The sequence below is a fragment of the Nocardiopsis sp. NRRL B-16309 genome (genome assembly GCF_001279585.1).
In the GTDB taxonomy this organism is placed as follows: Bacteria; Actinomycetota; Actinomycetes; order Streptosporangiales; family Streptosporangiaceae; genus Nocardiopsis.
The window spans coordinates 1-25,671 of sequence record NZ_LGEC01000088.1 but is presented as its reverse complement, the minus strand read 5'-3'; the positions used below and the strand labels follow the sequence as shown (position 1 = coordinate 25,671).

Sequence of the window (25,671 nt, the reverse complement as noted above, 5' to 3'; positions counted from 1 at the left end):
GCAGGCCCAAAGAAGGCACGAGCGAGGGGCGCGCCGGTGCCTGCAGGAGGAGTCTCTGCCGCCAGCGAGGAACGAGCAAGGCAGTAGCGACGACGAAGGTCCCGGCGTGAAGCGCCCCGAGCCAGCTACCCTTCCCCCATGCGTATCGTCATCGCCGGGGGACACGGGAAGATCGCGCTGCGGCTGGCCAGAAAGCTGGCCGACCGCGGGGACCGGCCCGTCGCCCTCATCCGCAATCCCGACCACACCCAGGACGTCGTCGACGCCGGCGCGGAGCCGGTCCTCATCGACCTGGAGAAGGCCACGGTCACCGAGCTGACCGAGAAGATCATGAACGCCGACGCCGTGGTGTTCGCCGCGGGCGCCGGTCCGGGCAGCGGCGCGGACCGCAAGTCGACCGTGGACCACAAGGCGTCGGTGCTCACCGCCGACGCCGCGTCCCTGGCGGGGGTGCGACGCCTGGTCCAGATCTCCGCGATCAACGTGGACCGGCCCGTGCCCGAGGGCACCGACGAGGTCTGGGCCGCATATGTGGAAGCCAAGCGGCTGGCCGACGCCGACCTGCGCGAACGCTCGCTGGAACTGGACTGGACGATCCTGCGCCCGGGCCGGCTGACCGACGAACCGGGCACCGGCAGGGTGGCCCTGGGCGAGGAGGTCGAGCGGGACACGGTGACGCGGGACGACGTGGCGTCCGTCATCGTCGCGCTCCTGGACGAACCAGGGACGGTCGGCCGGGTTCTCAACCTGGTGAACGGAGATGATCCCGTCATCGAAGCGGTCCGCTCCGCCGCCTCTTCCTCCTGAGGCCCTTCCTGGCCGATTGAGGCCTTCTGTGGCCAGATACGCGCATAGAAGGCATGATGGGGGCGGAGCCCGGCGGAGTCCCGCCACGGTGGACGCGGATGACCGGGTATCGACCCGACGTGTACGGCAAGCTCCAGTCAGAGCAGATGGGTACGGTTATTCATGAGCGTCACACAGGTCGTGAGGGACAGCACGGTCGTCGAGCACGCCAAGGTCGCGGCTCAGCAGAAGCGGCGGATGTTCATCATCCAGCTCGAGGTCAACGCCTACGACGAGACCTCCAGCAAGCTGCGCCCCGGACTGACGCGCATCCTGGAGGGCATCGAGGAGGCCGGCTGGCGCCTGGACCTCATCACCCCCGGTGAGGCCGGCGACTCCAAGCCCGCCCGGCTGTTCATCTTCCGCCCGGACACCGCGGGCAAGGAGGAGGCGGCCCAGGCCGGGGCCCAGCAGCAGCCCGCTCCGGTCCCGGACCCGTCCGGCCAGCAGCAGCCCTACCCGCAGCACCCGACCGGCGCCCACCAGCAGGACCCGTACGGCGGCTACGGCCAGCAGCAGCCGGGCTACGGCCAACAGCCCGGCTACGACCAACAGCAGCAGTACCCGGGGTACGACCAGCAGCAGTACCCCGGCTACGGGCAGCAGCAGCCGGGCTATGGCCAGCAGCCCGGCTACGGGCAGCAGTACCCGGGATACGGGCAGCAGCAGGGCTGGTAGGCCCACCGCTTTCTCCGAGGGCCCGCACGGCACACGCCGTGCGGGTCCTTTTTGTCGTGCCCTGGGGCCGATGGTCGGATTCCGATGTGTTCGTGAACGATCGGCCTCCGCCATCCTTTCGGTTCAGTAACACGGCGCCGCCGCGGGGCGCCGTCATATCCCCCATGTCCACCTTGCCGCGAGGAACCGGCGACTCACCTCGGGATCGCCCCGCAAAAGTACCCGTAGCATCGCTCTGACTACGCTAAGTTATTTCCGGCGGGGGCAGTCGCCCCGTTCCGTACCTTCCGAAAGGTGGACTCCATGTCCCGTATCGCCAAGGCTTCCGGCTTCGTTCTGGCCACCGGCTTCGCGTTCGCCGCCCTCACCGGCACCGCCGCGGCCGACAACAACGCCGACATCCAGAACATCACCATCCCGGTCTGCGTCGACGTCCTGCAGGCGGCCGGCGTGTCCGCCGACGGCTGCAACGTCGTCAACTGGGAGTCGACCTCCGGTATCTCCGCCAACTAGGCGCGTCCCGACACGCTGCGGGACCCCCGGCCCTGACAGATCCACGCTGTACACCACGAACCGTAAAGGAACACCATGAAGCGCATCGCCACCATCTCCGGTCTCTTCCTGGCCACCGGCCTCGCCGTCGGCGCCATGGCCGGCCCGGCCGCGGCCGACAACAACGCCGACATCCAGAACATCACGGTCCCGATCTGCGCGGACGTGCTGACGTTCTCCCTGGTCGACCTGGACGGCTGCAACGTCGTGTCCAAGGAGTCGACCTCGGGCATCTCCGTCAACGACTAGTCGGACGGATCCCACCCCGGTGGACGCGGGGCGCGGCGTCGGCCGCGCCCCGTACGCGTGTCCGGGCTGGCATGTCACGCCGGACCCCGTGTGGTACGTCTTCTGTGTCATGACGACCGATGTCTTCGTTGAGCACCGCTCCGCCCTCACCGGCGTCGCCTACCGCGTCCTCGGCTCCGCCTCCGAAGCCGAGGACGTCGTGCAGGAGGCCTGGTTGCGCTGGTCCAGGGTCGACCACGCGACCGTCGAGGACCCCCGCGCCTACCTCGTCACGGTGGTGTCCCGGATCGCCGTCGACCGGCTGCGGTCCGCCCGCGTGCGGCGCGAGTCCTATGTCGGCGAGTGGCTTCCCGAGCCCGTCAGCACCGCCCCCGACGGCTCCGAGCGGGCCGAGATCGCCGATTCCGTCGAGTTCGCGCTCCTGGTGGTCCTGGAGACGCTCAGCCCGCTGGAGCGCGCGGTGTTCGTGCTGCGCGAGGCCTTCCAGTTCCCCTACGCGGACATCGCCGAGGTCATCGGCCGGGAGGAGGCCGCCACCCGCCAGTTGGCCCGGCGTGCCCGCGAGCACGTCCAGGAGCGCCGTCCCCGGTTCGAGGCCGACCGGGCGACCCGGCGCCGGATCACCGAGCGCTTCCTCGCCGCCTGCCTGGAGGGCGACCTGGAGGGGATCACCGGACTGCTCGCCGAGGACGCGACCCTGGTCGGCGACGGCGGCGGACGGGCCAGGGCCCCCCTGCGGAGCCTGCACGGCACGGCCAAGGTCGGACGGTTCCTCGCCTCGATCACCAGCGAGCCCAACACCCGGCGGTTCCTCGCCCCGCTCGGGCTCGACTCCCTGGACGGACTGTGGACCGGGATCGTCGAGCTCAACGGCGGCCCCGCCGCGGTCGTCGCGGCCGGGGACCGGGTGTTGACGGTCATGATCCTGGAGGTCGTCGGCGACCGTGTCCGGGACGTGTACCTGATCGTCAATCCGGAGAAGATGTCACGCGTGCGCCCGCCCCTCTCGTCCTAGGGGTATGGATCTCACTGTTGTGGGCGGTGGCCTCGCCGGACTGACCGCGGCCATCGCCGGCGCCGAGAAGGGCGCACGCGTCACACTGTTCGAAGCCCACCAGGCCCTGGGCGGGAGGGCGCGCTCCACGCCCGCGCCCTACGTCGCCAACGTGGGACCGCACGTCCTGTACGGCGACAGCGCGCCCTTCGCCTGGTTGGAGAAGCGCGGCCTGCTTCCGCCCCTGCGCCGTATGTCGCCGCGAGCGCTGGCGGGAGCGCGGTTCCGGTACCGGGGCCGGTTGGGCACCCCTCCCGTCGGTGTGCTGGCGGCCGCGGCCCGCCGGAGGCTGCGCGCCCCGCACGACGTGGACTTCGCCGCCTGGGCCGCCGACCGGTTCGGCCCGGACACGGCCGGGGCGGTCGCGAACATGATGGGCGTGGCCGTGTTCGACCACGATCCCGGGCGGCTGTCCGCGGAGTTCGTCTGGGACCGGTTCCTGCGCGTGGCCGCGCCGCGGTGGCCCTCGCCCAGGTACCCGGTCGGCGGCTGGTCCGTCCTCGTCGCGCACATGGCCGAGCGGGCCCGCGAGAGGGGCGTGCGGATCGAGACGGGCGCCCGGGTGGACGTCCTGCCCGAAGCTCCCGTGATCGTGGCCACCTCCCTGGCCTCCGCCCGCGCCCTGCTCGGCGACGACTCGCTCACCTGGGAGGGCGGGCACTCGCTCCTGGTCGACGTGGGCCTGCGCCGGGGCCGGGACCCGTTCCTGGTGCTGGACGCCGACCAGTGCGGGTTCCTGGAGCGCCAGTCTCTGGTGGACCCGACGCTGGCCCCGGCGGGCGAGTCGGTGGTCCAGGCGCAGCTGCCGGTACGGCCGGGCGAGTCGCGGGCGGCGGTGACCGAGCGGCTGGAGGAGCTGCTGGACGACGCCCTGCCGGAGTGGCGGGAGCGGCTGACCTGGCGCCGCGACCAGGTGGCGCGGAACCGCACGGGCGCGCTCGACCTGCCGGGCCGCACGTGGCGGGACCGCCCGGCGGTCGACCGGGGCGACGGGGTGTACCTGGCCGGGGACAGTGTGGCCGCGCCGGGCCTGCTGTCGGAGGTGTCGGTCACCAGCGCGGTCGCCGCCGTCCACGCGGCGCTGAGCGGCGGCCGGGTGACCGCGCGCTGACCGGGTGCGGATGGCGCCCCCGTCGTCGCCGCGCCGCGGACGGCGGCGGGGGCCTCCCCCGGTGGCCGCGTCCGGCCGGGTCCCGCGCGGGCCTCGGCGTCGGCGGGGACGGACTTGGTGAGTCCGTAGCACTGTGTTGACCAGCATGAGCGCAGGTCCGCGCGTATCGTCGGACGGAGAACCGGCGGTAGCGCGGGCGACCTGGACGGGGGTGTCCATGAGGGTCTCGACCAACCAGCCTGCCCCCGGGTTGGACACCGTGGCCGACACGTTCCGTGCCGCCCTCCGGGAGGTCGGCGCGCACGCGGGCGGGCTCTACCTGCACGACCCCGGCGAGGCGACACTGGCCCTGTCCGTGCTCGTCGGAGTGCCCCGCGACATCTTCCTCTCCTGGACCAGGGTCGCCTCCAACGCCAGGGTGCCGGTCAACGACGCGATCCGCGAGCGCCAGATCGTGTGGCGGCCCAACGGCGCGACCCTGGGCCGGGACTACCCGCGCATCGCGATCACGCTGCCCTACGACTTCTCCGTCGCCTGCGTCCCCCTGGTCTCGGACCGCGAGGAGTACGGCGCCTTCTTCACCCTCGGTGTGGCCGACGAGCCCGACGAGCTCCCGGCGCGGGCGCGCGCGGCCCTGGCCGCCGCCGCGGACCGGATGGTGGACCAGCTGCGGGACGCCCGCGATCAGGGGCGCCCCGTCCGTCCGCCGTCCAGGCCGCGCGTCGTGAGCGCGGCCTGCGACGAAGAGGCGGAGAACGGGCAGGGGGACCACGACTCGATCGCGCGCATGGTGCGGCCCATCCGGGAGGGGCTGTGCGCCCTGGACGTCGACGGCCGGATCACGACCGTGACCGACGCCGCCGCCGACCTGCTCGGCAAGCCCCGCGAGCGCCTGCTGGGGTACCGTCCGTGGACCGCGCTGCCCTGGCTGCGCGACCCCGTCTTCGAGGACCGCTACCGCGCGGCGATCGTCAGCCACCAGCCCGTGCAGTTCACCGCGCTGTGTCCGCCCGACCGCTGGCTGTCGTTCCACCTCTACCCCGGCGACTGCGGGATCAGCGTGGTCATCACCCCGACCGACGTGGACCGCAGGGGCAAGACCGGGCGCGGCCGCCGCACGCCCACGCGCGCGGGTGAGCTGTACCACATCCTGCACCTGGCGTCGGCGCTGACCGAGGCCGTCACCGTCGACGACGTGGTCGACCTGGTCGCACGGGAGATCCTTCCCGCGGTCGGCGCGAACGGGCTCGCCCTGTTCCGCAACGACCGGCGCGAACAGCGGCTCCGGCTGCTCGGCGAACGCGGATTCGACCAGTCCGTCCTCGAACGCGTGGACGGCGCCCCGCTCGGCAGGCGCGCTCCCATCACCCACGCGGCGGCCTCCGGCGTTCCGGGCTTCTTCCGCTCCCGCGCGGAACTCGAACTCGTCTACCCCGAGCTTCCGCACCGGCCCACCGGCCCCCAGGGGTGGGCGATCCTCCCGCTGGTCGCCTCGGGGCGCCCGATCGGCGCCTGCGTCCTGACCTTCCCGCAGCCGCACGTGTTCACCGTGCAGCGGCGCGCGGTGCTGAACTCTTTGAGCAGCCTCATCGCCCAGGCGCTGGAGCGGGCACGCCTGTACGACTTCAAGATGCACCTGGCCCAGGGCCTGCAGTCCGGGCTGCTGCCCCGCAGCATGCCGGACCTGCCCGGCCTGAACAGCGCCTACCGCTACCTGGCGGGCACGGAGGGCATGGACATCGGCGGGGACTTCTACGACCAGGTCCCGCTCGGCCCCTCGGCCTCGGCCGCGGTCATCGGCGACGTCCAGGGGCACAGCGTCTCGGCGGCCGCGCTGATGGGCCAGATCCGCACCGCGGTGCTGGCCTACACCACGGTCTTCGACGGGGATCCCGGACGGGTCCTGGCGCACACGAACCGGCTGCTGTGCCTGATGGAGTCGGACCTGTTCGCCAGCTGCGTCTACCTGCGCCTGGACATGCGCACCGGCAGGGTCCGCATGGCCCGGGCCGGGCACCCCGAGCCGCTGCTCAGCGCCCCGGGCGGCGGGCGCGTGATGGACGTGCCAGACGGCCTGCTGCTCGGCATCGACCCGGAGGCCGAGTACCCGGTGCTGGAGTTCGACCTGCCGCCGCGCTCGATCCTCGCGCTGTACACCGACGGGCTCATCGAGGCGCCCGGCAGGGACCTCGACGAAGCCAAGCGGGACGTCCTGTCCTGCCTGGACGCGGTCCGGGGACTGCCGCTGGACGAGGTGGCCGAGGAGATGGTCGGTCGGGTGCGCACGGATCACCGTGACGACGACATCGCGCTCCTCCTCCTGGAGTCGGTCCCCCTGGAGAACCGGCCCTCGGAGGAGTAGGATCCCTCGCGCCCGCCGCCGGGAGGGCCCCGTGCACCACCCGTTCCACCGACGCGGACCCCGCGTGTGCGATACGGGGCGTCGCTGCGGATCCCGGCGCGGCGCGGGCGGCGCTTCGCCGAGGGCGGCACGGGAACGCGACACGAACGCGGCTGAGCCGCGACGGGAGCCACGATGAGCTGGAAGTTCGCGGTCAGCACCCTGGGGATGCCGGGTGTACCGCTGGAGCGGGCCGTGCGTACCGCGGTCGCGCACGGATGCGACGGGATCGAGGTGCGCGCGCACCCGGACGACGAGGTCCGCCCCGGCCTGTCGGAACCGCGGGCCAGGGCCGCCCGGGCGCGGATCGAGGACGCGGGTCTGGAGGTCTCCTGCCTGGCCGGATACGCCAAGGTGTGCGCGCCCGGACCGGACGGTCCGGTGGTCGCGGAGCTGCGCTCGCTGATCGAGCTGGCCGCGCGGATCGGCGCTCCCTCACTCCGGGTCTTCCCCGGTGGCCGGGAAGAGCAGGAAGGCCCGGACGAACGGGACGGCCGGGAAGGGCGGGACGGCCCGGACGCACGGGACGGGGAGGGCGAACGGGGCGATCAGCACCGGCGCGGCGGTGGAGACGAGCCGGAGGAGCGGGCCGGGCGGGACGGGCCCGCGCTGGAGCGGATCGGGGCGGTCCTGCCGGACCTGCGCGCGCACGGCGTCCGGCTGCTCGTGGAGACCCACGACTCCCACCCGACGGGCGCGGCGGCGCTGCGCCTGGCGGAGCCGTTCGGCGACCCGGGCCTGGTCGCCGTGCTGTGGGACGCGCTGCATCCGTGGCGCAGCGGCGAGGAGCCCGCGCACACGCACGCGGTACTGGGCGACCACCTCGGCTACTTCCAGGTCAAGGACGCGGTGCCGGCCGCCGACGGCCGGTGGACCCCCGTGCCCCCGGGCGAGGGGGCGGTGCCGATCGACGCGTGCGGGCCCCTGCTGCGGCCGTGGTCGGGGTGGGTCTCCCTGGAGTGGGAACTCGCCTGGCACCCGCGGATCGGTCCGGTCGACGCGCCCCTGCGCGCCGCCGCCGAGTGGTACCGGCGCTGGAGCCCCCAAGCGTGAGCCGCCGACCGTCCCCACCGGCGGAGGGCGGCCCGACCCCCGGTAGGGACGGGGTGCCCTCCGCCGGGACCAGACGCGACCCTTTTCAGCCGTGCGCGGCCCCGCACATCCGGGTGGCGTCCGCCACCGGCCCGGCAGCCCCACGTGGCGTCCGCCACCGGACCGCGGGGCGGACGGCCCCGCTCGGAGCCGGTGTCGACACCGCCCTCCGCCGGGGCCACCTCCCCCGCTGACGTCCGGCACGCCTCACCGGGGTCCGACGCGGCTCACGTCTCCTCCTCGGCCTGGACGTCGGCCGTACCGGGCCCGTGGTCGGGCATGGCCGAGCGGGCCTGCGCCTCCCGGTGCAGGCGCAGGAATTCCAGGTGCCGCTCGTACTCGTCGAGGATGTTCCCGATGAGCTGGTCCTTCGTGTAGCCCATCACGTCGTAGCCCTGGCTGCCCTCGGTGAGGTAGACCTCGAAGCGCACGTAGGAGTCGTGCTCGGCGAGCGAGCGCATGGCGAACGCGGGGGTGGGGACCACGATCGGCCACACCCGGTAGGTGAACTCCTCCTCGGACCCCATCGGCACCCTCAGCTCCAGATGCGGGATCCCGGCCTCCTCGTCGACCCCCTCGGTCACCGACGCCTCCGCGCCCTGCTCGCGCAGCCCTTCGGCGACGTCCTCGAACGCGGGGCGGCACACGTCCCGGACGAACCTGGCGGCCGCGCGCTTGCCGGGGAAGCTCACCGCCCTCGCGAGCCGCTGGCGCCAGTTGCGCTCCGCGCCGCCCCGGCGGTCGACCGTGGTCCGGTCCGACAGCGAGGACGACAGGGTCGTCCGGAACGCGTCCTGCCGGAACCTCTCGATCCGCAGCGCCTTGTACAGCCCCCAGATGATCAGGAGCATCACGAACGAGAACGGCAGCCCCATGATGATCGTCGCGCTGGTCAACGCGTCCAGGCCGCCGACCAGGAGCATGGCGAGGGTGAGCAGGCCGGTCGCCGCCGCCCAGAAGACGCGCAGCCACGCCGGCGCGTCCGTGATCGGTGTCGGCAGGTAGGAGCTGAGGTTGCCCATCACCAGCGCGCCGGAGTCGGCCGAGGTGACGTAGAGGAGCAGTCCGACGACCGTGGCGAGTCCGGCGCTGAACAGCACGCCCGGGTACTGCGTGAGCAGTGTGTAGAACCCCCGTTCGGGTTCGTTCATGGCCAGCACTCCGAACTCCACGTTGCCCTGGCGCACGACGCTCAGCGCGCTGTTGCCGAAGACCGACAGGAACGTCAGCGTGTACAGCAGCGGGACCACCAGGGTCGCCGTCACGAACTGCCGGATGGTGCGGCCGCGCGAGATCCGGGCCAGGAAGAGCCCGACGAAGGGCGCCCAGGCGACCCACCAGGCCCAGAAGAACAGGGTCCAGTCGTTGAGCCAGTCGACCGGCGGGTCATAGGCGAAGGTGTTCAGCGTCATCGAGGGGAACCGGCTGATGTAGTCGCCGATGTTCATCACGAGGGCGTTGAGCAGCTGGACGGGGTTCTCGAAGACCAGCACGTACAGCATCAGGATCAGGGCGAGCACGACGTTGATCTCCGACAGCCGCCGGATGCCCCGGTCGACGCCCGCCACGGCCGACACCGTGGCCACGAGGACGGCGACGGCGATCAGGCCGATCTGCGCCGCCGTCCCCTCGGGGATGCCGAAGAGGAAGTACAGCCCGTAGTTGAGCTGGACGACGCCGATCCCCAGCGACACGGAGATGCCGAAGATCGTGCCGAGGACGGCCGCCAGGTCGACCGCGTCGCCGATGCGGCCGTGGATGCGCCTGCCGATCAGCGGATACAGGGCCGAGCGGATGGCCAGGGGCAGGTGGTAGCGGAACGAGAAGTAGCCGAGGGCCATGCCCATCAGCGCGTACATCGCCCAGCCGGTGATGCCGTAGTGGAAGAGCGTCCACACCACGGCCTGCCGCGCCGCCTCGATGGTCTGCGCGTCACCCTCGGGAGGGGCCAGGTAGTGGGTGACCGGCCCGGCCACGGAGAAGAACATCAGGTCGATGCCGATCCCCGCCGCGAACAGCATGGCGGCCCACGCGAACACTCCGTAGTCCGGCCGGGAGTGCTGGGGCCCGAGTTTGATGGTGCCGTAGCGGGAGATCGCGACGAACACCACGAACCCGAGGTACAGGGTGGCGGCGAGGAAGTAGTACCAGCCGAAGACCCGGCTGATCCACCCCACGACGGCGCCGATGACGAACTCGGCGCCGTCCGGAGTGATGATCGCCCAGATCGAGAGCGCGACGATCAGGATCGACGAGCCGAAGAAGACGACCGGTTTGAGCCGGCTCTTCCCGGGCCCGGCCCTGTCCAGGTCCGCCGGCGCCTCCGGCTGCGCCGTGCCGTCCTGACGATCCCGTCCTTCGTCATCGGTGGCCACCGATCTCACCTCTCGTTCCTGCGGTGCCGTGACTCCCCACGGGCGGCGGTGACAGGGGGCGCCGAGGAGGGGCCGGGGGCTTTCGCGACCGCGGCCGGGCGCCGCGCCCGGAGGCGCGCAGCATCGGCGCGGACCGCGCAGCCCTGTCCGGCGCCCGCCCAGGTGCCGTCCCGGTGCCGCGTGGCCGGCGGGAAGCGAACCTTGGGACTCAGGGAGTCCACGGCGCCATCTTCACCGATCCCCGATCAAGGGGCCCGTAATCCCCGCGCGGCGGCGTGGCGTACTCCGCGGGGGAGCGGCGCCCGGTCTTCTTCGCCTTCCTGGTCGGCGCGCGGCCCGTCGGCTCCGCGGAGCACGCCGGGCCGTACGTGTGCTTCCCCTCCGACGGACATCGGGAACACGGGTCAATGGAACTTGAAGTAACGGACCCACGCTCTAGAGTCACCTACCGGGATCGTCTCGAGACGACGCTCCGGCGGAAGGGCACCACGGCCGCGCCCACGGCTCCCCGGTCGGTCCGGTCGGCTCGTATGGCCGATTCCGCGGGAAACGCGACCGCGACGATCACACCGAGCCGCCATGGCCGCACGGGGGCGCAGGGCTCGACACACCCCTCGCCCGGCAGCGCGCGACCGGGTCCGCACCACAGCCCGTCCCGGCGGGGCCGCGGCGGCCGACTCCTGGGCACCCGCTCCGGAGAACTCGCGACCTGAGGGAACACCTGTGGTTGAGACGCGAAGTGAGACCCCGGTCTCGGCGACCGAGCCGGCGCATGGGGCCAAAGGCCGTGTCGCCGTCTCGTGGCTGTCCTCCACGGACCACAAGATCATCGGCTACATGTACATCATCACCGCCTTCGCCTTCTTCCTGGCGGGCGGGATCATGGCCATGCTCATCCGGGCCGAACTGCTCTGGCCGGGCATGCAGGTCGTCTCGAACGAGACCTACAACGCCCTGTTCACCATGCACGGCACCGTGATGATGCTGCTGTTCGCCACTCCCCTGTTCGTCGGCTTCGGCAACGTCCTGGTGCCCCTGCAGATCGGCGCGCCCGACGTCGCCTTCCCCCGGCTGAACATGTTCGGGTACTGGCTGTTCCTGTTCGGCGGCCTGATCGTGATGGGCGGGTTCCTGACCCCCGGCGGGGCCGCGAGCTTCGGCTGGTTCGCCTACACCCCGCTGTCGGACTCCGTGCGCTCACCCGGCCTGGGCGGCGACCTGTGGGTGCTCGGGCTGCTCGTGAGCGGACTGGGCACCATCCTGGCGTCGGTCAACTTCGTCACCACGATCCTGTGCATGCGGGCTCCCGGCATGACGATGTTCCGCATGCCGATCTTCACGTGGAACATCCTGTTCACGTCGCTCCTGGTGCTGCTCGCCTTCCCGGTGCTCACCGGGGCGCTGGCGGGCCTGGCGGCCGACCGGATCCTGGCCGCGCACGTGTTCGACGCCGCCCACGGCGGCGCGATCCTGTGGCAGCACCTGTTCTGGTTCTTCGGCCATCCCGAGGTCTACATCGTGGCGCTGCCGTTCTTCGGCATCATCACCGAGGTCATCCCGGTGTTCTCCCGTAAACCGATCTTCGGCTACAAGGGCATGGTCGCGGCGACGATCGCCATCACCGGCCTGTCGATGATGGTGTGGGCGCACCACATGTTCGCCACCGGCGCGGTGCTGCTGCCCTTCTTCTCGTTCCTGTCGTTCCTGATCGCGGTGCCCACCGGCATCAAGTTCTTCAACTGGATCGGGACGATGTGGCGCGGCCAGCTCACCTTCGAGACCCCCATGCTGTTCTCGATCGGGTTCCTGGCCACGTTCCTGTTCGGCGGCCTGACCGGCGTGCTGCTGGCCTCGCCACCGCTGGACTTCCACGTCACCGACTCCTACTTCGTGGTGGCGCACTTCCACTACGTCGTGTTCGGCACGGTGGTGTTCGCGATGTTCGCCGGGTTCTACTTCTGGTGGCCCAAGTTCACCGGCCGCATGCTCAACGAGACGCTGGGCAAGTGGCACTTCTGGACCCTGTTCTTCAGCTTCCACGCGACCTTCGGGATCCAGCACCACCTGGGCGTGCAGGGCATGCCCCGCCGCTACGCCGACTACCTGTTCACCGACGGGTTCACCTGGATGCACATCCTCTCCAGCGTCGGTTCGTTCGTGCTGGGCGCCTCGACCCTGCTGTTCCTCTACAACGTGTGGTACTCGGCCCACCACGCCGAGCCGGTGGGCGTCGACGACCCGTGGGGCTACGGCGGCTCCCTGGAGTGGGCGACCTCGTGCCCGCCGCCCCGGCACAACTTCGCGTCGCTGCCGCGCATCCGGTCCGAGCGCCCCACCTTCGACCTGCACCGCCCCTCCCAGGCGTCCGTGCGGCGGTCGGACGCCGGCTCCGGGGAGAGGTGACAGGGCGCCGGCGAGCGGCATGGCGGCCAGGACGGCGAACACGGTCACGGCATTCACGAGCTTTTCCCTGGCAGGGGCCGACCCGAAGCGGGCGGCACCGGGCGGGCGACGGCTGATCGTGCCGGTGGGGCGGTGTGTGAGACTGCGATGGTGAAGGATGGAGGTGTGATGCCGAATCTGCCAGATGTCGAGCCTGGCCACGTGGAACACGCCGCCGACACCCTGCGCGGGGGCGGGCTGGTCGCGTTCCCCACCGAGACCGTCTACGGGCTCGGTGCGGACGCGGAGAACGTCGCGGCGGTGGAGCGCGTCTTCGCCGTGAAGGGGCGGCCGCCGACGCACCCGCTCATCGTGCACCTGAGCGGGGCGCACCAGCTCTCCGACTGGGCCGTCGAGGTGCCCGACGCGGCGCACCGCGTGGCCGAGCGCTTCTGGCCGGGCCCGTTGACCGTGGTTCTCCGGGCGGGACCCCGTGTGCCCCGTGCGGTCACCGGTGGCCTGGACACCGTCGCGCTGCGCGTGCCGGACCATCCTGTCTCCCTCGCGCTGCTCGCGGCGTTCGGCGGGGGTGTGGCCGCGCCGTCGGCCAACCGCTTCGGCGCGGTCAGTCCCACGACGGCCGACCACGTCCGCGACGGGTTGGGGGCCGAGGTCGACTACGTGCTGGACGGCGGGTCCTGCGCGGTCGGTGTCGAGTCCACGATCGTGGATCTCACCGGTGAGCCGGCGATCCTGCGCCCGGGCGGTGTGACACGAGACGATCTCGAACACGCGCTGGGGCACTCGGTGCCGGTGCGGGTGGAGAGTGCCGTGCGGGTCCCGGGCCAGCATCCGTCGCACTACGCGCCGCGGGCCCGGGTCGTCCTGGTCGAACCGGGTCACGTCCTCGGCCACGCCGAGTTCCTGCACGCGCACGGCTGTCGTGTCGGCGTCCTGGTCCCGCCCGGGTTCGCGGGTGGTTCCGGTGGGTGTGCCGGGCAGCGCGTGATCGCGGTGCCCGAGTCGGGCGCGCGGTATGCGCGCCGGCTCTATGAGTTCCTCCGTGACTTCGACCGGCACGGGTGCGAGGTCGTGGTGGCCTCGGTGCCCGCCCCGGACGGGCTGGGGCTGGCGATCGCGGACCGGCTCCGCCGGGCGGCCGGCTCCCGCAGCCGGGCCGGTCACGGCTCCGAACTGTTCAACAGTCCCTGAGCGCGGTGACGAGGTCGTCGAGGCGGGCGGCGCGTGAGGCCTTGAACAGAACGAGATCCTCGGGGCGCAGGATGCGGAGCAGCACATCATGGGCGCCCTGTGTGTCGGGGACGGCGATGATGTCGAGGTCGCCGTGCCCGGTGTCGGCTGCTTCGGCGATCAGGAGTGCGGTCCGGGTGCCGACGGTGAGAAGGACGTCGAGGCCGGCGCGTGCGGCGAGGATGCCGAGGCGGTGGTGGGCGCGCTCGGCGTGGGCGCCGAGGTCGGCCATTTCGCCGAGGACGGCGATACGGCGGCGGGCGGGCATGGAGCCCAGGGCGGCGGCCGCGGAGTCGGGGTTCGCGTTGTAGGCGTCGTGGACGAGTGTGACGCCGTCGTCGCGCACGATGGTCTGCATGCGGCCGCCGCTGGTGGGTTCGGCGGCGCCGCGTCACGGGTTGCAGAAGTCGCAGAACGCGGGATCGGCGCTGCGGCGGCCGTCCTCGCGCGGGTGGCGGCTGCGGTGCGGGCAGCGGGCGCACCCGTGGATCGTCGCGGACGTGGATGAGGTGGCGCCGCCGCACATGCCGCAGGGCAGACCGGATTCGCGGTCCACCGGGCCGTATCCGGGAACGCCGCAGGACGGGCACAGCGTGTCCAGGCGCGAGGCGAGCTGGTCGGCGAGCACGCTGATCTCCCGCATGCGGGTGGGGTTGAGGTGCGCGCGCATGTCACCGGAGGCCGGTCCGGCCTCCGGTGAACACTCCCCAGGAACCGTCCGTCCCACCATGAGACCGGCCCTGACCGGCTTAGGCGCCGGTAGGAACGACTCCCCGCGCAGAACACGACGGGCCCATCGTGTCGTGTCGCTGACAGTGTGCGGGGAAGACCGATCGAAGAGCCGGTTGTCTGGTGTACCCACGGGCGGTACCGGCCGCTCCGAGCGCAGAAGGCGGTGACGACCGATGATCCGACTCGTGTGGAACGGTGTGGTGCCGGCCGAGGCCGGGCGCACCGTGGCGGTGGAGGGCGACCACTACTTTCCCCCCGACTCGGTGCGCGGGGAACGCCTGACGGACTCGGCTTCGCGCACCCTGTGCTTCTGGAAGCGCGTGGCGCACGACGACGGCGTGACGGTGGACGGCCAGACCTCCTCCGACGCCGCCTGGCACTACCCCGAGCCCAGCCCGCCGACTCGGCGGTTCAAGGGCCACGTGGCCTTCTACCCGGGAGCCTCCATCGAACGTACGGATGAGGAGTGCTCCCGCGAGCGCGGCGGCCCCGGGCGGCACGGTGACGCACGGCAGGAAGGATCCGGGCGGGACCGGCCGCGCAGCCTCCTGGGAGGCCGGGCGTGAACGGGCAACCGTCGCGCGCCGATCGCGGACCTCTCCGGGCGCCTGGGCGGAACGGGCTCTCCACTGTGCGGATCGGCGTGGCCGGGGGTCTGGTGGGGATGCTGTGCTGTGTCGGGCCCACCGTGCTCGCCCTGCTCGGCGTCGTCAGCGCGGGGACGGCCTTCGTCTGGGCCACCGACCTCTACGACGGCTACGCGTGGTGGTTCCGTCTGGCGGGGCTCGCCGTGGTCATCGTCCTGGTGTGGTGGTCCTTGCGCCGCCGGGGCCAGTGCTCGATCTCGGGCGTGCGGAAGGTGCGCTGGCGGCTCCTGGGTGTCCTGGCGGTCGCCGTGGCCACCTACGGCGTGCTGTACGCGGTGACGACCTGGTTGGGGGCTCTGGCGTGAGCTATGGCCTGGTGGTGATCGGGGGCGGAGCCGCCGGGCTCTCCGCCGCCCGCACCGCCGCCGCGCGCGGAGCCCGGCCCCTCATGATCACCGAGGGACCGCCGGGCGGGGAGTGCACGTTCACCGGCTGCGTGCCGTCCAAGGCGCTGATCGAGGCGGCGGCGCACGGTGCCGGGTTCGACGAGGCCATGGGCCGGGTGCGCTCGGCCGTGACCCGCGTCGCCGCCACCGAGGACGAGTCGGTCCTGGCGGGTGAGGGGATCGAGGTGCTGCGGGCACGCGCGTCGTTCCTGGCCCCGGACCGGATCGAGGTCGGCGGTCGTGTCCTGTTCGCGCCCCGGGTGGTGGTCGCGACAGGCGGCGGCCCCCGCCTACCGGGCATCCCCGGGCTCGCCGAGGCTGACCCGCTGACCACCGACGACGTGTTCACGCTGGCCGAGCCGCCGGAGAGCCTGGCCGTGCTGGGAGCGGGGCCGGTGGGGTGCGAACTCGCCCAGGCCCTCGCCCGCCTGGGCGTCGCGGTGACGGTGGTCGAGGGACGCGACCGGCTGCTGCCGGGCGAGGACCCGGAGGCGTCGCGGGTGATCGCCGAGCGGTTCGCGCGGGAGGGGGTCACCGTGCGGACCGGCGCGCCGGTCACGCGTGTCTCCGGTGGGGCGGGCCGGTGGAGGTTGGAAATCGACGGCGGTGCCCCCGTGGTCGCCGAACGGATCCTGGTCGCGACGGGCCGCACCCCGGGCACGCGCGGCATGGGCCTGGCCGAGGCCGGGGTCGAAACCGACGACCGTGGATTCGTCCGCACCAGCGACCGGCTGGCCACGACCTCCCCGTCGGAGCTCTACGCGGCGGGCGACGTCACCGGGCGGATCGCGCTGACCCACGCCGCCCACCTCATGGGACGCGTCGCCGCGACCAACGCCCTGCGCCGGGGCCGCGGCGTGCGCTTCGACGACAGGGTCGTCCCCCGGGTGGCCTTCACCGATCCGGAGGTGGCGCAGGTCGGGCTCACCGAGCACGAGGCGGCCCTGCGCCATCCCGGCTCCCGGGTCGCCTATCTGCCGATGGGCGAGGTCGACCGCGCCGTCACGGCGGGGCGGACCGACGGGTTCGTCCGGATCGTCGCCGGCCCGCGCCCGATCCTGGGACACACCGGCGGCGGCCGGGTCCTGGGGGCCACGATCGTCGGTGAGCGGGCCGGGGAACTCGTCCATGAGATCGCGCTGGCGATGCGCACCGGCATGTTCACCGGGCGCCTGGCGCAGACCGTGCACGCCTACCCCACCCACGCGATCGCCGTGCAGCAGACCGCCGCGCAGTTCGTCATGGAGTACGCGGGACGACGAGCCCGCCCCGCGCGGCGCGGAGAGCGCAAGGCCTGAGCGGCCGGAACCACGGCGGGAGGAGCATGGACGATCGGGAGTGGCGGCGCTTCCTGGGGGACTTCCACGACACGCGCCCGGGGGTCACCGAACGCCTCCTCGGCCTTGCGAAGGAGGACCCGTACGCGTGGCTGGCCGAGCCGCTGCGTCCGGTCACCGGGCCGGTGCTGGACCTGGCGTGCGGTTCGGCTCCCACACGCGCCGCACTCCCCCGGGCCCGCTGGACCGGGGTGGACTCCTCGGCGGGCGAGCTGGCCTACGCCGCCGCTCTGGGGAGGGGCCCGCTCGTCATGGGTGACGCGGCCGCGCTTCCGTTCGCCACGGGGTCGGTGGACGCGGTGTGCGCGGCGATGGCGCTTCAGGTCCTCACACCCCTGGACGCGGTCATGGACGAGGTCGAGCGGGTCCTGCGGCCGGGTGGTGTGATGGCCGCGCTGACCCCGGCCGGGCTCGGTGTCCCGCCCCGGGGAGCGCTCGCGTGGGCACGGGTCCTGTTCGCGCTCCGCACGGTCGGCTTCTCCTGGCCCAACCCGCACGCCTGTGACGGGATCGGCCGACTCCTGACCTCGCGCGGATGGACGGTCGAGTCGAACGCGCGGCGGGTCCTGCGGCTGCCCGTGGCCACACCCGAGCACACCGCTCTACTGCTGCGCGGCCTCTACCTGCCGGACACGGCGCCGGGCCGCCTGCGGGCGGCCGAGCGCTCCCTCGCCGCCTGGGCACGGCCCGGCCGACACCTTCCGCTGCCCCTGCGCAGAGTCGTGGCCCGCCGGACGCCCGACGGGTGAGGCGGTCCCAACCCCTGGCCTCCTCGGCCCCGGCCCCGGCCCCGGCCCCGGCCAGATGCGTTCAGGCGTCCGGCTTGCGGGCGACGATGAGCGCGTAGCCGATCCGGCCGTCCGCGACGGCTCTCCGGGCGGCCTCCAGGTACGGGGCCAGGGCGTCGGCGTCCACACCGGCCTGTGCCAGCCGTTCGGGTGCGGTCATGCTCAGGAGCCGGACACGGGCCTCGATCTGGTCGATCATCCGCGCCAGCGCGCCGTCGTGCCGCTCGGTGGCCACGGTGAGCAGCCCGGCCTCCGCGAGCAGGGCCGCGTAGTCGGTGACGGGGCGGGCGTCGGCGACACACGCCACCCATCCGGCCAGCCCGGACAGCTCCTCGGGCAGGCCGCTCTCGGCGACGGTGACGTCGGTGATCCCCACCCGCCCGCCGGGGCGCAGGACCCGGGCGAACTCGGCCGCCGCCGCGGCCTTGTCGGGGAAGGTGCAGAACGCGCACTCGCACACCAGGGCGTCGTAGGCGTTGTCGGCCACGGGCATCCGCTCGGCGTCCCCCTGGTGGAAGCACACCCGGTCGGACAGGCCGGCGCGTTCGGTCTCGGTCCGGGCGGTGGCCAGGGTCCGCTCTCCCAGGTCGACGCCGTCGACGCGCACGCCGTGTTCGACGGCGAGCAGCCGGGCGGTGGCGCCGGGACCGGACGCGACGTCAAGGACGTGCCCGCCCTCGCACAGGTCCAGCCGGTCGGCCAGGCGGCGGGTCAGCGACAGCCCGCCGGGGTGGTAGGACTCGCCGAGCAGCAGGGCGACGGCGTCACGGCCGTAGGCGGCCGCGCAGCAGGACTTGGTCTCCTCGGGGTCCAGCTCGCGGGGCTCCACTCAGTCCACCGCCCGTCGGCCGGTGTTGGTGGAATCGGTGACGACCGGTCCGGCCGGGCCGGTGGTCGCGTCGCCGTCCGGACTCTCGGTGCGCGCGATCCGGGAGCCGTAGGGGGACTCGACGGTGACGTCGGTGAGCTGGCGGGCGTTGGGCACGACGTCGGCGACGGGCACCCCCGACATCTGGGCGCGCACCTGTTCGCGGTAGCCGACGGAGTTGTAGGCGCAGAAGGGGATGATGCGTCCGTCGGGGGTGATCTCCTCCACGCAGCACTTCATCAGCTGCTTGACGTTGAGCGTGTAGGGGTCCAGGAAGTCCTGGACGACGATCATGAACACCTTGTCGCCCAGGTCCCTGGCCGCCTGGGGGAGGTCGATGCCGCAGGAGGCGCACTCCGCGGTGGCGGTGGCCGCCGCCAGACTGTCCATGGTCGAAGGGGCGCCCATGAACGCCGAGGCGCTCCACAGCTTCTCCAGCGACTCCCGCAGCGCCGGATCGGGCAGGACCCGGTTGCTGACGTAGTCGAGGTAGTCGTCCACGTCGACCAGGCGCGGCAGCGGCACCACGTCGGTGCGGTCCTCCTTGCGGTCCACGAGCAGGTAGGTGATGGAGCGGCAGGTGGGGAAGCAGCAGGGGACGGGCACGAAGTCGCCGGGCCGGAACCAGTCGGGCCGCTGGGCGTTGATCATCTCCATCACGTCGGAGTTGGTCAGCCGGGTGAGCGGGTCGAACTCCACGTGCCGCCCCGAGTGCGTGACCGGTTGGAAGGACACCGCGCCCACGGCCGGGTGGTCGATGCCGAACTCGATGATGTCGCCCAGCTCGTGGTCGTTGAGGCCGCGTTCGATCGCGGCGACCAGGGTGACCGTCAGTCCGGCCTCGGCGCAGTGGTCGAGTGCCCGCCTCTTGCGTTCGCGCAGATCCCTGCCCCGGATCTCGCGGTGGGTGCGCTCGTCGAACCCGTCGAACTGGAGGTAGACGTTGACCGCGGTGCCGTTTCGGCCGTCGAGGTCGGCCAGGGCCGTGACGAAGCGCCGGTCGGTGGCCAGCCGGATGCCGTTGGTGTTGAGGTTGACGACCTTGATCGGGCGGTCGGTGGCCATCTCCACGAAGGTGAGGATGTCCTTGTGGATGGTGGGTTCCCCGCCGGAGAACATCACCACCCCGGGTTCGCCCTCGGCTTCGACGAAGGTGTCGAGCATCAGCGCGCACTGCTCCCGGGTGATGGAGTACCCGTCGGGCTGGTGCCCGGAGTCGGCGAAGCAGATGGGGCAGTCCAGGTTGCAGCCGGTGTTGACCTCGATGATGCCCAGGCAGGCGTGCTGCTTGTGCTCGGGACACAGGCCGCAGTCGGAGGGGCAGCCGTCCTTGACCTCGGTCTGGAAGGTCAGAGGCAGGGTGCCCGGCTTGTTGAACCGGGTGGAGTCCGTGTAGAGCTGCGCGTCACCGTAGACCAGGGCCTCGAACCATCCGTGCTCCTTGCAGCGTTTGCGCAGGTAGACCTTGTTGTCGCGGATGTTGACCTGAGCGTCGACCACCACCTTGCACACCGGGCAGATGCTCTTGGTGAACTCGACGAAGATCTCGTCACGGTCCCGGGAACCCTGGGTCACGTGGTCGTTCCTCTCCTCTGGGTGGGCTGTCCGGCCATCGACGCACCGGTGGGACGCACGGCGGGCGCCCTCGTCCCCGTGTGTTCCATGCCCGTATCGCTCCGTAGTGCACCCCGTTCGGGCCCGTGGCCGGGTGAGAGTGTCCGCCCGCTGACATATCGCGGCGCCAACCCCGCGAAAAGCACAGACTCGGACCACACGCGCCCGTGGGCGCGCCGGCGGCGAAGAGGCCACGAGCTGCCGCCAGCTCTCAACGGTGCGCTGACCGGTTGGAGCTCAGGCCGTGTCCGGCGGTGTGTCGGCGGTCAGGGTGAGTGCGCCGGGGAGGGCGTCGAAGGCCTGTGCGACCTCGGCGATCAGGGTCTCCGCGTTACCGGGGCGGCTCCGGTGCCGGTTGGCGCGCATCCAGTTCTTGGTGCCGTACCGCACCGCCGCCAGGGCCATGTCAGCGGCCAACCGTAGCCGGACGTCCTCCCGGCTGTCGGTGTCGAACTCCTTCTCCAGGGCTTCGACGATCCTCAGCTGGAGGTCCTGGGTGGTTCCCGCGTGGTACACGCGCAGCGCGGGTGTGCGGGCGGCGAGGCCCCGGCAGGCCAGGTAGCGCTGAGTCCAGTCCGTGGGGAGGCCGCGGACCGCGGACGCGTAGCACTCGCGCAGGTGGGCCAGGACCGGACCGGTGATCTGTCGGCGGGCCACCTCGTCGGCGTAGCCGTCCCATAGTTCGTTCTCGGCCGCCATCGCGACCTCTTCCTTGGAGGAGTAGTAGCGGAAGAAGGTCCGCATGGAGACCTCGACCGTGCTCACCAGCTCTTCCAGGGTGACCTCGTGGTAGCCGCGTTCGAGGAACATGCGCAGCGCCGTGTCGGCGAGGGAGCGGCGGGTGCGCAGCTTCTTGCGCTCCCGGAGGGGGAGCGGGGAACCCTCGCTCTCGTTGGGGTGACCGGTCATCGGGCCAGCGTACCCGCGATGGCGGGGGTGCCAGGGAAAGCCGTTGCCACTTTATGCCTGCGATGGCATAGTGCCAGTGACTGGCATATTTTGCCCGTCTCGGTTCCCCGCCTTCCACGAGAGTGAGCACATGACCGACTCGACCGGCACCGACCCCCGTTCCGACGACGACCGCACCGTGGTCCTGGGCGAGCAGCTCGTCAAGATCCACGACATGTTGCGCGGCGAGCTGGCTTCCGTACGCGAGGGCCTGGACTCCGCGGGCGGCCCCGGCGATCCGCGGCCACTGGAGGAGCAGCTCCGCAAGAAGTGCCTGTCCTTCTGCGAGTTCCTGCACGGCCACCACACCGCCGAGGACGAGCACATGTTCCCCGGGCTGGCCGAGTCCCACCCCCACCTGGCGCCCGTGCTGGAACGCCTGTCCAGGGAGCACTCGGTCATCAGCCGCAGCCTCGACCGCATCCAGGAACTGGTGACGAGCGGTGATCCGGCCACGGTGCGCGAGGACGTCGAGCGCCTGGCCGCCGAGGTCGAGGCCCACCTGGACTATGAGGAGGCCCAGCTGGTGGAAGCGCTCAACTCCTACGGCCCCGTGCAGGTATGACCCGCGGAACACATCGTCGCGGGCACCCGTGCCAACAAGGTCCGGCTCCGATACGAGCGACCGGCGGGTCTACACCACCACCGGAGCGGCTTCCAGGGCCTCCGGCAGGGGGCCGGTGTGGACGATGTGCAGATGGCTCACCGCGCGGGTGAGGGCCACGTAGAGGCGGTGGAGTCCACGGGGCTCCGCTGCGACGATGCGGGCGGGTTCCGCGACCACGACGATGTCGAACTCCAGCCCCTTGGCCAGGGTCGCCGGTACGCACACCAGCCGGTCGGTCTCCATCGCGTCCTCGGTCTCCCCGATGAGCGCGGTTCGCAGCCCTTCGGCCGACAGGTGTTCCCTCAGGCCGGGCAGGTCTGCGTCGGCGGCCACCAGGCCGATGGAGCCTTCGCCCTTGAGTGCTTCGCGGCAGGCCAGGGCGAGGACGGACGGCAGGTCGGCCTCGTGCGCGGCGGTGACGCGCAGGGCACCGGGGACGTCGCGCACCCCGGTGGGCGTGCCCAGGCCGGGAGCGATCTCCGGGAGCAGTCGGGCGGCGTAGTCGATGATCTGTGCCGGGGTGCGGAACCCGCGGTCGAGCACGGCCAGGCGGGCGTCCGGTTCACCCAGGTGCTCCAGGAGTTCGGTCCAGTCGCCCACCGCTGCCGGGCTGGTGCCCTGGGCCATGTCGCCGAGCACGGTCAGGGAGCCCCGGGTGCAGCGCCGGGCGATCGCGCGGGCCTGCATCGGGCTGAGGTCCTGGGCCTCGTCGACGACGATGTGGCCCAGGCTGCCGGGCCGCTCGATCAGGGCGGCGGCCTCGTCGATCAGGGCCAGGTCGGTGGCCGACCACCGGGCGGACTTGGGTGTGCGCGGACGGCCGGGCAGGCGTATCGCGTCCTGTTCGCCAGGGGTGAGGATCCCTTCGGCGGCCCGGGCCAGTCGGTCGGGGTCGGTGAGCAGTCCCAGCACCAGGCGCGCGGGGTCGGTCTTGGGCCACATGTGCCGCACCGCGGCGGTCAGCGCCTTGTTGCGTCGCAGGTGTCCGATGGTTCCCGTGTCACCGGCGTCGCCGGCGCTCTCGATCCGGCGCATGACCAGGTGCGCCAGCCGTTGGGACAGCAGGCTCGGGCCGGCGCCGTAGGCGATGCCCCGGCCGCGCAGCTCCGCCAGGGCCTCGGACACCTCCTCGGGGCCCAGGCGCCACTTGCGCGACCCGCGTTCGACGACCAGGGTCTCCTCCAGCGGGCGTACCTGGTCCCACAGGGCGCGTTCGATGACCTGGGCCATGCGGGCCCCGCCCTTGATCCGTTCCGCCTCGGCCTCCTCGGTACGGCGGACGGACACTGCGCCGATCAGGTCCTCGATGGTGCTCTGGCGCACGCCGACCTCGCCGAGTGCGGGCAGCACGTTGCGGATGTAGGACAGGAAGGACCGGTTGGGTCCGACGATGACCACGCCGCCGTCCTGGCGCAGCCGGTCGCGCTCGGTGAAGAGCAGGTAGGCGATGCGGTGCAGACCCACAGCGGTCTTGCCGGTGCCGGGTGCGCCCTGGACGCAGACGGCGGGGCGCAGCGGCGCCCGGACCAGTTCGTCCTGCTCGGGTTGGATGGTGGCGACGATGTCGCGCATCGGCCCGGTCCGGGGGCGCTCGATCTCGGCGGCCAGCAGCCTGTCGGCGGCACCGGACCCCTGCGATCCGTCCGTCGTACCGGCGGCCGTGAGGGTTTCGTCCTCGTAGGCGGTGAGCTCGGCGTCCTCGGAGAAGCCGTAGCGGCGGCGCAGCAGCACGCCCCGGGGATCCTGCCGGGTCGCGCGGTAGAACGCCGCCGAGATCCGTGCCCGCCAGTCCAGGACCAGCGGAGTGCCGTCGGCGTCGTGCACGTGGCGCCGCCCGATGTAGACCCGGTCGGCGCCGGGGCGGGTGTCGCGGTCGGAGCCGGAAGGGTCGGTGGGGTCGGTGGGGTCGGTGGGATCGGCCTCGAAGACGGTACCCGGCGGATAGTCGAGCCGTCCGAAGAACAGGGGCACGTCGGGGAAGTCGACGAGGGCTTCCGCGCGCCGTTCGCGGTAGCGGACGAGCTGGCGGTTGGTGAAGGTGTAGTCGGCGTCCTCGGAGCTGTCCTGCACGGTCGGGGTGTTGACGACGTCCTCGTACATGCGCCCGAGGGCGGCGCGGGCTCTGGCCAGGTAGGCGCGTTCGTCGTGGAGGGGGTCGGGTGCGGGCACGGGTTCGGCCATGGTGTGGGCATCCTCGGGGCGAGAACGGGGCGGACCGGCGGACTGCTGCTGCTCGGAGGCGACCTCCAACTCTACTCTCTCGTGAGGGTAGTTTCGGGCCCCGCTGGACGGGATCCGGCTTTCAGGCTCGGTCCCGGCTCTCCGCCGTGTTCGCGAGACGCCGCGACCAGGACCCCGGAATCGCCTCCGCGCCATGGCGGGCACCGGCGAGAGCTCCGGCCATGGCCGCGACGTGGCCCGTGCCGTGGTCGAGCGGCAGGGCGAAGCGCACGATCTCCGGCAGGTCGTCCGGGGAGCGCAGGAAGGCGGCCAGTGCGAGCGGAACGGCTGTGACGGCGCCGCTGCCCCCGCCGAGCGCGCGTAGCGCGTCCTGGTGGCCGAACCGGCCCCGTGCCAGGGCGGCCAACCGGAGCAGTCGGGTACGAAAGTCCGGCGTCGTGGCGTATCGGGCCACCGTGGACACCAGATGGAAGGTGTCCAGCGGCTGGTCCGGGCTCGCCCGGCGGGCATAGGCCACCGCGCACGCCTGGATCGCCGCACCGTCCAGCGCGAGTGGGTGGGCGTGCGTGACGTAGGCGCTGTCCCGGGCGAGCTGGTCCAGCCGGTTCAGTGGGGCGGGCAGGAGACCGATGGGAGCCACGCGGGCCGCCGCGGCCGCTCCGAACGAGCCCGTTCCGCCGAAGGCCGACGTGGAGGCGTTCCGCCAGGAGACGCCGTTGACGATGGCGAGGAAGATCCGGACCTCGCCGTCGCCGAATCCCCGGTCGGGGTCGTGCTGCCACGTGTCGGTGAACTCCTGGGCGAGATCGGTCTGGCTGAGGTCGCAGTCCTCATCGCGTGTCCGCGACCGCAGGTGTTCGGTCAGCGCGGTCATCAGGGCCATGCTGCCGGACGGCCTCAGGCGGGCGGAGGCGTTGGGGTCGGGAACCGGCGTGAGGGCCAGTCCGTTGGCACAGTGTGCGGCCGCGAGACAGCCGGCGTCCCGCCCGGAGGTCAGGTCGGCCGTGGTTCCCGGAACGGCGGGCCGGGGTGTGCCGGGTGAGGAGATCATCGGGTCGTCTCCGTCCGAGGCGGGTGGGTCCAGCCTGACTCTACTCTTACGTAAGAGTAGAATAGTGGACGGACCGGCCCATCGGCTCTCCCCTGCCGCCTCTCCCTGCCCCGGCTCCGCGGCCGCCGGTGGTTCCGCTCTCGCCAGAAGTCTGCGACGGGACGGGCGTGAACGACCACCACGGTACGGACGACGCTCTCCCCCGCCACCTCGGCCGTTGGTCGGACACGCTGCGGGACCTGGACCTGATGGAGGAGGTCAACGGCCCCTGAGCGCGGCGTACCGACGACACTGAGGCCCGCCGGGAGTGATCTCCCAGCGGGCCTCAGCACTTGCATCGTCGGACCTGTGCCTCAATGACCGCCGGTCAGCGTGCCCGTCAACTCCTTGTGAAGCTCGGCACTGGGCTCGTTGAGGCCGATGATCTCGACCTCCACCCCGTGCTTGCGGAAGTGCTCGGTGACCTGGTCCAGGGCGGCCACGGCCGAGGAGTCCCACACGTGCGCCTTGGTCATGTCGAT

At 72.2% G+C, this 25,671-nt stretch carries 24 protein-coding genes; 15 read left to right on the top strand and 9 right to left on the bottom strand.

Annotated elements, in window-relative coordinates; all coding sequences use genetic code 11:
- The first annotated feature begins 138 nt into the window (after positions 1-138).
- The 8 genes from ADL05_RS20110 to ADL05_RS20075 all read left to right on the top strand — a co-directional run bounded on the left by ADL05_RS20110 (position 139) and on the right by ADL05_RS20075 (position 7,944).
- Complete coding sequence (locus ADL05_RS20110) at positions 139-807, top strand: SDR family oxidoreductase (RefSeq protein ID WP_053618546.1); 669 nt, start codon at positions 139-141, stop codon at positions 805-807.
- Positions 808-969: 162 nt separating this feature from the next.
- Positions 970-1,524 (top strand): hypothetical protein, encoded by a 555-nt coding sequence (locus ADL05_RS20105; RefSeq protein ID WP_053618545.1) that lies wholly within the window; start codon positions 970-972, stop codon positions 1,522-1,524.
- Positions 1,525-1,827: 303 nt separating this feature from the next.
- Positions 1,828-2,037, top strand: a complete 210-nt coding sequence (locus ADL05_RS20100) for a hypothetical protein (RefSeq protein ID WP_053618544.1) — start codon at positions 1,828-1,830, stop codon at positions 2,035-2,037.
- A 75-nt stretch (positions 2,038-2,112) separates the two neighbouring features.
- Positions 2,113-2,325 (top strand): hypothetical protein, encoded by a 213-nt coding sequence (locus ADL05_RS20095; protein WP_053618543.1) that lies wholly within the window; start codon positions 2,113-2,115, stop codon positions 2,323-2,325.
- A 109-nt stretch (positions 2,326-2,434) separates the two neighbouring features.
- Positions 2,435-3,340, top strand: a complete 906-nt coding sequence (gene sigJ / locus ADL05_RS20090) for an RNA polymerase sigma factor SigJ (RefSeq protein ID WP_053618550.1) — start codon at positions 2,435-2,437, stop codon at positions 3,338-3,340.
- A 4-nt stretch (positions 3,341-3,344) separates the two neighbouring features.
- Complete coding sequence (locus tag ADL05_RS20085) at positions 3,345-4,490, top strand: NAD(P)/FAD-dependent oxidoreductase (protein ID WP_053618542.1); 1,146 nt, start codon at positions 3,345-3,347, stop codon at positions 4,488-4,490.
- Between the two features lie 217 nt (positions 4,491-4,707).
- Positions 4,708-6,852: a SpoIIE family protein phosphatase gene (locus tag ADL05_RS20080; RefSeq protein ID WP_053618541.1), complete on the top strand. Its 2,145-nt coding sequence runs from the start codon at positions 4,708-4,710 to the stop codon at positions 6,850-6,852.
- 174 nt (positions 6,853-7,026) lie between these two features.
- A complete protein-coding gene (locus ADL05_RS20075) occupies positions 7,027-7,944 on the top strand; it encodes a sugar phosphate isomerase/epimerase (RefSeq protein WP_053618540.1) in 918 nt (305 codons plus the stop codon).
- Between the two features lie 266 nt (positions 7,945-8,210).
- Here the strand turns inward: ADL05_RS20075 and betT are convergent, their stop codons facing one another.
- Positions 8,211-10,358 carry a choline BCCT transporter BetT gene (gene betT, locus ADL05_RS20070; RefSeq protein ID WP_053618549.1) on the bottom strand — a complete coding sequence of 716 codons (2,148 nt, stop codon included), beginning with the start codon at positions 10,356-10,358 and terminating at the stop codon, positions 8,211-8,213.
- A gap of 837 nt (positions 10,359-11,195) precedes the next feature.
- Between betT and ctaD the strand changes: the two genes are divergently transcribed.
- Positions 11,196-12,761: a cytochrome c oxidase subunit I gene (ctaD, locus tag ADL05_RS20065; protein ID WP_231640831.1), complete on the top strand. Its 1,566-nt coding sequence runs from the start codon at positions 11,196-11,198 to the stop codon at positions 12,759-12,761.
- Positions 12,762-12,929: 168 nt separating this feature from the next.
- On the top strand, positions 12,930-13,952 hold the full coding sequence (locus ADL05_RS20060) for an L-threonylcarbamoyladenylate synthase (protein ID WP_053618538.1): 1,023 nt from the start codon (positions 12,930-12,932) through the stop codon (positions 13,950-13,952).
- Here the strand turns inward: ADL05_RS20060 and ADL05_RS20055 are convergent.
- Together ADL05_RS20055 and ADL05_RS20050 are read right to left on the bottom strand one after the other, a co-directional pair.
- Positions 13,939-14,349: a glutamate ligase domain-containing protein gene (locus ADL05_RS20055; protein WP_053618537.1), complete on the bottom strand. Its 411-nt coding sequence runs from the start codon at positions 14,347-14,349 to the stop codon at positions 13,939-13,941. The genes ADL05_RS20060 and ADL05_RS20055 overlap by 14 nt on opposite strands.
- 33 nt (positions 14,350-14,382) lie before the next feature.
- Positions 14,383-14,661, bottom strand: coding sequence for a DUF6671 family protein (locus ADL05_RS20050; protein ID WP_197285870.1), 279 nt, complete (start codon positions 14,659-14,661; stop codon positions 14,383-14,385).
- Positions 14,662-14,896: 235 nt separating this feature from the next.
- On the opposite strand from ADL05_RS20050, the gene ADL05_RS20045 reads away from it, so the two are divergent.
- From ADL05_RS20045 to ADL05_RS20030, 4 genes are all read left to right on the top strand, one after another.
- Positions 14,897-15,289, top strand: coding sequence for a DUF427 domain-containing protein (locus tag ADL05_RS20045; protein WP_082376614.1), 393 nt, complete (start codon positions 14,897-14,899; stop codon positions 15,287-15,289).
- Positions 15,290-15,366: 77 nt separating this feature from the next.
- Positions 15,367-15,675 carry a hypothetical protein gene (locus ADL05_RS20040; protein ID WP_231640830.1) on the top strand — a complete coding sequence of 103 codons (309 nt, stop codon included), beginning with the start codon at positions 15,367-15,369 and terminating at the stop codon, positions 15,673-15,675.
- Positions 15,672-17,054, top strand: a complete 1,383-nt coding sequence (locus ADL05_RS20035) for an NAD(P)/FAD-dependent oxidoreductase (RefSeq protein WP_053618535.1) — start codon at positions 15,672-15,674, stop codon at positions 17,052-17,054. The genes ADL05_RS20040 and ADL05_RS20035 overlap by 4 nt, the downstream gene beginning before the upstream one ends.
- Before the next feature lie 26 nt (positions 17,055-17,080).
- Entirely contained in the window at positions 17,081-17,842 is a 762-nt protein-coding gene (locus ADL05_RS20030) for a class I SAM-dependent methyltransferase (RefSeq protein ID WP_053618534.1), read from the top strand.
- A gap of 61 nt (positions 17,843-17,903) precedes the next feature.
- Here the strand turns inward: ADL05_RS20030 and ADL05_RS20025 are convergent, their stop codons facing one another.
- The 3 genes from ADL05_RS20025 to ADL05_RS20015 form a co-directional block, all read right to left on the bottom strand.
- Complete coding sequence (locus ADL05_RS20025) at positions 17,904-18,710, bottom strand: class I SAM-dependent methyltransferase (protein WP_197285869.1); 807 nt, start codon at positions 18,708-18,710, stop codon at positions 17,904-17,906.
- Positions 18,711-20,324: a radical SAM protein gene (locus ADL05_RS20020; protein WP_053618533.1), complete on the bottom strand. Its 1,614-nt coding sequence runs from the start codon at positions 20,322-20,324 to the stop codon at positions 18,711-18,713.
- A 276-nt stretch (positions 20,325-20,600) separates the two neighbouring features.
- Positions 20,601-21,272, bottom strand: a complete 672-nt coding sequence (locus ADL05_RS20015) for a TetR/AcrR family transcriptional regulator (RefSeq protein ID WP_053618532.1) — start codon at positions 21,270-21,272, stop codon at positions 20,601-20,603.
- 130 nt (positions 21,273-21,402) lie between these two features.
- Here ADL05_RS20015 and ADL05_RS20010 point away from each other — a divergent pair, with 130 nt between their 5' ends.
- Positions 21,403-21,876, top strand: a complete 474-nt coding sequence (locus ADL05_RS20010; RefSeq protein ID WP_053618531.1) for a hemerythrin domain-containing protein — start codon at positions 21,403-21,405, stop codon at positions 21,874-21,876.
- A gap of 69 nt (positions 21,877-21,945) precedes the next feature.
- On the opposite strand, the gene ADL05_RS20005 is transcribed toward ADL05_RS20010, so the two are convergent.
- The 3 genes from ADL05_RS20005 to ADL05_RS29870 all read right to left on the bottom strand — a co-directional run.
- Positions 21,946-24,099: an ATP-binding domain-containing protein gene (locus ADL05_RS20005; protein WP_053618547.1), complete on the bottom strand. Its 2,154-nt coding sequence runs from the start codon at positions 24,097-24,099 to the stop codon at positions 21,946-21,948.
- A 121-nt stretch (positions 24,100-24,220) separates the two neighbouring features.
- The gene (locus ADL05_RS20000; RefSeq protein ID WP_053618530.1) at positions 24,221-25,150 is read right to left on the bottom strand and encodes an ADP-ribosylglycohydrolase family protein; all 930 of its coding nucleotides are present in this window, start codon (positions 25,148-25,150) and stop codon (positions 24,221-24,223) included.
- Between the two features lie 353 nt (positions 25,151-25,503).
- On the bottom strand, positions 25,504-25,671 hold a 168-nt coding region (locus ADL05_RS29870; RefSeq protein ID WP_156365933.1), incomplete at its 5' end, for an STAS domain-containing protein.

What these genes read in the sequence shown, in the direction of transcription:
- ADL05_RS20060 (WP_053618538.1), top strand. Translation starts at nt 12,930, where the DNA reads ATGCCGAATCTGCCAGATGTCGAGCCTGGCCACGTGGAACACGCCGCC.
- ADL05_RS20080 (WP_053618541.1), top strand. Translation starts at nt 4,708, where the DNA reads ATGAGGGTCTCGACCAACCAGCCTGCCCCCGGGTTGGACACCGTGGCC.
- ADL05_RS20015 (WP_053618532.1), bottom strand. Translation starts at nt 21,272, where the DNA reads ATGACCGGTCACCCCAACGAGAGCGAGGGTTCCCCGCTCCCCCTCCGG.
- ADL05_RS20095 (WP_053618543.1), top strand. Translation starts at nt 2,113, where the DNA reads ATGAAGCGCATCGCCACCATCTCCGGTCTCTTCCTGGCCACCGGCCTC.
- ADL05_RS20000 (WP_053618530.1), bottom strand. Translation starts at nt 25,150, where the DNA reads ATGATCTCCTCACCCGGCACACCCCGGCCCGCCGTTCCGGGAACCACG.
- ADL05_RS20085 (WP_053618542.1), top strand. Translation starts at nt 3,345, where the DNA reads ATGGATCTCACTGTTGTGGGCGGTGGCCTCGCCGGACTGACCGCGGCC.
- ctaD (WP_231640831.1), top strand. Translation starts at nt 11,196, where the DNA reads ATGTACATCATCACCGCCTTCGCCTTCTTCCTGGCGGGCGGGATCATG.
- ADL05_RS20050 (WP_197285870.1), bottom strand. Translation starts at nt 14,661, where the DNA reads ATGCGCGCGCACCTCAACCCCACCCGCATGCGGGAGATCAGCGTGCTC.
- ADL05_RS20110 (WP_053618546.1), top strand. Translation starts at nt 139, where the DNA reads ATGCGTATCGTCATCGCCGGGGGACACGGGAAGATCGCGCTGCGGCTG.
- ADL05_RS20010 (WP_053618531.1), top strand. Translation starts at nt 21,403, where the DNA reads ATGACCGACTCGACCGGCACCGACCCCCGTTCCGACGACGACCGCACC.
- ADL05_RS20005 (WP_053618547.1), bottom strand. Translation starts at nt 24,099, where the DNA reads ATGGCCGAACCCGTGCCCGCACCCGACCCCCTCCACGACGAACGCGCC.
- ADL05_RS20030 (WP_053618534.1), top strand. Translation starts at nt 17,081, where the DNA reads ATGGACGATCGGGAGTGGCGGCGCTTCCTGGGGGACTTCCACGACACG.
- sigJ (WP_053618550.1), top strand. Translation starts at nt 2,435, where the DNA reads ATGACGACCGATGTCTTCGTTGAGCACCGCTCCGCCCTCACCGGCGTC.
- ADL05_RS20045 (WP_082376614.1), top strand. Translation starts at nt 14,897, where the DNA reads ATGATCCGACTCGTGTGGAACGGTGTGGTGCCGGCCGAGGCCGGGCGC.
- ADL05_RS20055 (WP_053618537.1), bottom strand. Translation starts at nt 14,349, where the DNA reads ATGCAGACCATCGTGCGCGACGACGGCGTCACACTCGTCCACGACGCC.
- ADL05_RS20075 (WP_053618540.1), top strand. Translation starts at nt 7,027, where the DNA reads ATGAGCTGGAAGTTCGCGGTCAGCACCCTGGGGATGCCGGGTGTACCG.
- ADL05_RS20100 (WP_053618544.1), top strand. Translation starts at nt 1,828, where the DNA reads ATGTCCCGTATCGCCAAGGCTTCCGGCTTCGTTCTGGCCACCGGCTTC.
- ADL05_RS20105 (WP_053618545.1), top strand. Translation starts at nt 970, where the DNA reads ATGAGCGTCACACAGGTCGTGAGGGACAGCACGGTCGTCGAGCACGCC.